The following is a 5,626-nucleotide window of genomic DNA, read 5'->3' on the forward strand; positions in this document are numbered from 1 at the left end:
CCACCGCACCCCGCACGTCCTACCGGTCGGAGGCCCGCCGATGACCGCACAGCTCGAACTCCGTCAGGTGTCCAAGGTGTACGGCTCAGGTCCCACCGAGGTACGGGCGCTCGACCGGGCGGACCTGATCGTCGAGGGTGGCGAACTGGTGGCCGTCATGGGGCCCAGTGGCTCCGGCAAGAGCACCCTGCTGACGATCGCGGGAAGCCTCGAGGAGGCGAGCAGCGGCGAGGTCCTGGTGGCCGGTACCGAGGTGTCCGGGATGTCCGGCAACGATCGGGCGCGGATGCGCCGCCGCGCCATCGGGTACGTCTTCCAGGACTTCAACCTGCTCGTCGGGCTCACCGCCGTGGAGAACGTCGCCCTTCCCCTGGAACTCGACGGCGTACGCGCCGGAACCGCCCGGAAGACCGCCATGCGTGCCCTCGACGAGTTGGGACTGTCGGCCAGGGCCGGACGCTATCCCGACGAGCTCTCCGGCGGCGAGCGGCAGCGGGTGGCGATCGCCCGGGCGGTGGTGGGGGACCGCCAGCTACTGCTCGCCGACGAGCCGACCGGTGCACTGGACTCGGTCAACGGTGAGGCGGTGATGCGCCTGCTGCGCGCCACCTGCCGGGAAGGGATCGCCGGAGTGATGGTCACCCACGACGCCCAGTTGGCGTCCTGGGCCGACCGGGTGGTGTTCCTCCGGGACGGGCACATCGTCGACCAGACCGCGCCACCCGCCGGTCCGGAGTCCCTGCTCGTGACGGAGACGGGCCGGTGAGTCGGTTGTCGCCGCTGGGCGAGGTCGGCCCGGCCACGCCGCCACCGGTCCGTACCCGGGCGGAGCGTGGAAGGTCCGGTGGCGGGCTTCCGGCCCGTCGGGCGGTGGCCCGCTGGGCGTGGCGGCTGCTCCGCCGCCAGTGGCGCCAGCAGATACTCCTGCTCGCCCTGCTCACCCTCGCGGTCATGGCGGCCGTCGGTGGCGTCTCCGCGGCGTACAACGTGACGGCGTCCCGGGATGCCACCTTCGGCACGGCCAGTCACCTGCTGTCGTACGAGGGCTCGGATCCGGCGGCCCTGCAGGCAGCCCTGGCCGCCGCCGAGGAGTTCTTCGGCACCGTCGACGTGGTCGGGCGGCGGGCCGCACCGATACCCGGCTCGGCCGACAACCTGCAGATCCGGGCACAGGATCCGAACGGTGCCTTCAGCGGGCCGATGCTCCGACTGCGCCAGGGTCGGTACCCGACCGGTGCGGACGAGTTGGCCGTCACGGACGAGCTGGCCGCGGTCTTCGAGGTCGGGGTCGGGGACCGGCTGACGCTCGACGGCCGCAACCGGTCCGTGGTGGGTGTGGTGGAGAACCCGAGCGACCTGGGTGACGAGTTCGCCCTGGTCTCCCCGGCCCACCAGGACCCACCGCAGACCGCGGTCGTGATGGTGCGGGCCGGTGCCGACCGGGTGCACGAATTCCGGGATCCCGGCGGACGGCGGCCGGTCACCGAGGAGCGGGGGGTCGATCCGAGGAACGCGGCTGCGGCGGGCGTGCTCGCGCTGACCACCGTCGGCCTCCTCCTGATCTGTCTGGTGGCAGCCGCCGGCTTCGCCGTCGTTGCCCAGCGCCGGTTACGCGAACTCGGCATGCTCGCCGCGCTGGGGGCGACCGAGAAGCACCTGCGGCTGGTGATGGTGGTGAACGGGGCCGTGGTGGGGGCGCTCGCCGCCCTCCTCGGCGGCGGGACCGGCCTGGCGGTCTGGGTTGCCGTCGGACCGATGTTCGAGTCGGCCGTCGGGCACCGGGTCGGCCGGTTCGACCTGCCCTGGCCGCTGATCGGCGTGGCCGCCCTGCTCGCCGTGCTGACCGCCACCGCCGCCGCGTGGTGGCCCGCGCGGGCGGTGGCGCGGGTTCCGATCGTGCTGGCCCTCTCCAGGCGACCACCACGACCGAAGCCGGCACGTCGGTCCGCCATCGCCGCCATCGCACTCCTCGGTACCGGTGTGGGATGTCTGATCGGTGCCGGACAGCACAATCCGTGGCTCATCATCGGCGGCACGCTGGCGACGGCCGTCGGTCTGCTGTTCGCCAGTCCACTGGCGATCAGTCTGCTGCCGATGGTCGCCGGCGGGCTGCCGGTCGCGGCCCGGCTCGCCCTGCGGGACCTGGGCCGGTACCAGGCCCGCTCGGCGGCGGCGCTGGCGGCGATCAGCCTCGGTCTGGCGATCCCGGTCGGGACCGTGGTGGTGGCCTCCGCCTCGGTCGCCAGGTCAGCCGCCGCGTTCGGCAACCTGTCGGACCGGCAACTGGTGGTCCGGATCGACCGGCAGGCCGCCCCCATCGTCCCGGTCCGGACCCCGGCGCAGCTCGCGAGTCTGCAGGTGGCGGTCGACCGGATCGCGGCCGTGATCGGCGGCGGGACCGTGATTCCGATGGACATCCCCGTGCACCCCGACGCCAGGGTGGAGAGCGGCCAGGCCGGCGGCGAAGCGGGGCGGCCCGGCATCGACGTCGGTTGGCCGGTCGGCGACGGGCGACTGCGGGCCGTCCCGCTGTTCGTCGCCACGCCGGCCCAACTGCGCCACCACGGAATCGACCCCGGTTCGCTCGACCCGGGGATCGACGTGTTGACGGTACGGAGCGAGCCGAACCTCCAGCTCTCCGGTGTCCGGGGAACGGGGCAGCCGCTGAGGGTCCAGCGGATCGACGTGCCCGCCTACACCTCGGCCCCGACCACACTGCTCACCGAGGACGCCCTTCGGCGGTTCGGTTGGCAACCCGGCCGGGTCGGCTGGTTCGTCGAGGCGCCCGGGTCACTGGGCGACGACCGGCTCGGCCAGGCGCGGCATGTCGCGGCGGACGCGGGCTTGCACATCGAGTCCAGGGAGGCGCCGCTGAGCCTGGCCGCGCTGCAGAACGGGGTTACCGCCGGCGGGATGCTTCTCGCGCTGGGCGTACTGGCCATGACCGTCGGACTGATCCGGACGGAGGCGGCGAGGGACCTGCGTACCCTGACCGCCGCCGGCGCCACGAGCCGGGTTCGCCGCACGCTGACCGCCGTCACCGCGGGCACACTCGCGCTGCTGGGCGTGGTGCTCGGCACGCTCGGCGCGTACCTCGGGTTGATCGGCGGGTACTGGGGGGAGTTCGACAACCTGAGCCACGTACCCGTGGTCCATCTCCTCGCCCTGCTCGTCGGTCTTCCGCTGATCGCGGCCGTCTGCGGTTGGTTGCTGGCCGGACGCGAACCGGCCGCCGTCGCCCGTCAGGCCCTGAACTGAGGACTGGCCGCGCCGTACCCGCCTGGTGCCGACCGGTACCGGGCGGGTACGGCGCGCGTCGGGATGCGGTCCCGTCCGATCCGCGCTAGCCAGCATAGGTTAGGCTCTGCTAACTTCTACGGCCAGTAGAGGAGATGGGGTCTGGTCCGGGTCGAGCACGACCTGACGCCGTACCCGGGAACCAGAGCAAAGGCGCACCCGGACCAGGTCGTCCGGGGTGCCGGAGAAGGACGCGATCCGATGTTCGCCACCTACCTGATCGGCCTGCGCGAAGGGCTCGAAGCCACCCTGGTCGTCAGCATCCTGGTGGCGTTCCTGGTGAAGTCGCAGCGGCGGGACCGGCTGCCGCAGGTCTGGCTCGGGGTCGGCGTCGCGGTCGCCGTGTCGGTGTTCTTCGGCTGGCTGATCGAGTACACCTCGACCTCGCTGCTGGCCACGAGCAACCAGCGGGAACTCTTCGAGGCGATCACCTCGGTCGCGGCCGTCGTCTTCGTCACCTGGATGATCTTCTGGATGCGCCGGGCCGCCCGGTCGATCGCGGGCGAGTTGCGCAGCCGACTGACCGACGCGCTCGCCGTCGGGTCGGTGGCGGTGGCGGTGATGGCCTTCCTCGCGGTGGTCCGGGAGGGGCTGGAGACCACGCTGATCTTCTACTCGGCCGCGCAGGGAGCGGTGGACGACACCGCGCCGCTGCTCGCGCTGATCGGCGGCATCGTCACCGCGATGGTCCTCGGCATCCTGATCTACGTCAGCGCGATGCGGATCAACCTGAGCCGGTTCTTCACCTGGACCGGCGCGCTGCTGATCCTGGTCGCCGCCGGCATCCTCAAGTACGGCGTGCACGACTTCCAGGAGGCGGGCGTACTGCCCGGCCTGAACAACCTGGCGTTCGACATCTCCGCCACGCTCGACCCGAGCACCTGGTACGCGGCGTTGCTCGCCGGGATGTTCAACATCACCCCCGCTCCCACCGTCTTCGAGACGATCGCCTGGATCGGGTACGCGGTGCCCGTACTCCTGCTCTTCCTCAGGCCCGGACATCGCGCGCCGGCTCGCGCCCAGTCGTCCCCGCCCACCACCAGCCCGGCTTCCGAGGCACCCGCCTCGCAGCACGCCTGACCCATCCAAGGAGCACCAACCGATGCGTACCTCCCGATTCCTGGCGACCGTCGCCGCCGGTCTCCTCGCCGTGGCCGGGCCGGCCGGATGTGGCGGCGGCAAGGGCGACGACGCGACGGGCGACGCCGGCGGGCCGATCGCCGTCAAGGCCGACGACAGCACGTGCGAGGTCGGCAGCACCGACATCACGGCCGGGACGGCGATCTTCAAGGTCACCAACTCGGGCGCCAAGGTCACCGAGTTCTACGTCTATGCCGACGGCGACCGGGTGATGGGCGAGGTCGAGAACATCGCGCCCGGACTGAGCCGGGAACTGCGGGTGGAACTGCCGGCGGGCACCTACCAGACGGCCTGTAAGCCGGGCATGAGCGGCGAGGGCATCCGGGGCGCACTCAAGGTCAGCGGATCGGCTGCGCCCCTCACCGCCGACGCCGCCCTGGCCGACGCGACCACCAACTACCAGCGGTACGTCAAGAGTCAGACCGGTGCGCTGCTGGAGAAGACCGGCGAGTTCGTCACCGCCGTCAAGGCCGGAGACGTGGCCAAGGCAAAGGCGCTCTTCCCGGTGGCCCGTACCTACTGGGAGCGGATCGAACCGGTGGCGGAGATCTTCGGTGACCTGGACCCGAAGATCGACGGTCGGGAAGAGGTCATCGAGGAGGGCATGGAGTTCACCGGCTTCCACCGGATCGAGAAGGACCTCTGGGTCACCGGCGACCTCAGCAAGACCGGCCCGCTCGCCGACCGGCTGATGGTCGACATCCAGGAAATCGTGACCAAGGCCAATGCGGAGAAGCTCTCCCCGCTACAACTGGCGAACGGCGCGAAGGAACTGCTCGACGAGGTCGCCACCGGCAAAATCACCGGCGAGGAGGACCGCTACTCGCACACCGACCTGTGGGACTTCAACGCCAACCTGGAGGGTTCCAAGGCCGCCATCGCCGCGCTGCGCCCGGTGTTGCAGGAACGCGCGCCCGAGCTGGTCACCCAGCTCGACACGGAGTTCACCAACGTCGAGACCCTGCTCGGCAAGCACCGCGCCGGAGACGGCTGGAAGCTGCACACCGCGCTGAGCCAGGCCGAGCTGAAGGAACTCTCCGACGGCATCAACGCCCTCGCCGAGCCGATCAGCAAGGTCGCGGCAGTCGTCGCCAAGTAGGCGGCAGTCATCGCCAGGTAGGCGGCGGTCGTCGCCGGGTCGCGGCGGTCGTCGCCAGGTAGGCGGCAGCGTCGCCAGGTAGGTCGTAGC

General features: G+C 71.4%; 4 protein-coding genes. All 4 read left to right on the plus strand.

From position 1 onward, the window contains the following. The first annotated feature begins 40 nt into the window (after positions 1–40). The 4 genes from I0C86_RS30635 to efeO all read left to right on the plus strand — a co-directional run bounded on the left by I0C86_RS30635 (position 41) and on the right by efeO (position 5,536). The gene (locus I0C86_RS30635) at positions 41–766 is read left to right on the plus strand and encodes an ABC transporter ATP-binding protein (RefSeq protein WP_196204800.1); all 726 of its coding nucleotides are present in this window, start codon (positions 41–43) and stop codon (positions 764–766) included. After that, positions 763–3,258 (plus strand): FtsX-like permease family protein, encoded by a 2,496-nt coding sequence (locus tag I0C86_RS30640; protein ID WP_196204801.1) that lies wholly within the window; start codon positions 763–765, stop codon positions 3,256–3,258. The genes I0C86_RS30635 and I0C86_RS30640 overlap by 4 nt, the downstream gene beginning before the upstream one ends. 240 nt (positions 3,259–3,498) lie before the next feature. After that, positions 3,499–4,377: an iron uptake transporter permease EfeU gene (gene efeU / locus I0C86_RS30645; RefSeq protein WP_196204802.1), complete on the plus strand. Its 879-nt coding sequence runs from the start codon at positions 3,499–3,501 to the stop codon at positions 4,375–4,377. Positions 4,378–4,399: 22 nt separating this feature from the next. After that, positions 4,400–5,536, plus strand: coding sequence for an iron uptake system protein EfeO (gene efeO, locus I0C86_RS30650; RefSeq protein ID WP_196204803.1), 1,137 nt, complete (start codon positions 4,400–4,402; stop codon positions 5,534–5,536). Positions 5,537–5,626: the final 90 nt, after the last annotated feature.

Source organism: Plantactinospora alkalitolerans, from assembly GCF_015690345.1.
GTDB lineage: Bacteria > Actinomycetota > Actinomycetes > Mycobacteriales > Micromonosporaceae > Plantactinospora > Plantactinospora alkalitolerans.

What these genes read in the sequence shown, in the direction of transcription:
- I0C86_RS30635 (WP_196204800.1), top strand. Translation starts at nt 41, where the DNA reads ATGACCGCACAGCTCGAACTCCGTCAGGTGTCCAAGGTGTACGGCTCA.
- efeU (WP_196204802.1), top strand. Translation starts at nt 3,499, where the DNA reads ATGTTCGCCACCTACCTGATCGGCCTGCGCGAAGGGCTCGAAGCCACC.
- efeO (WP_196204803.1), top strand. Translation starts at nt 4,400, where the DNA reads ATGCGTACCTCCCGATTCCTGGCGACCGTCGCCGCCGGTCTCCTCGCC.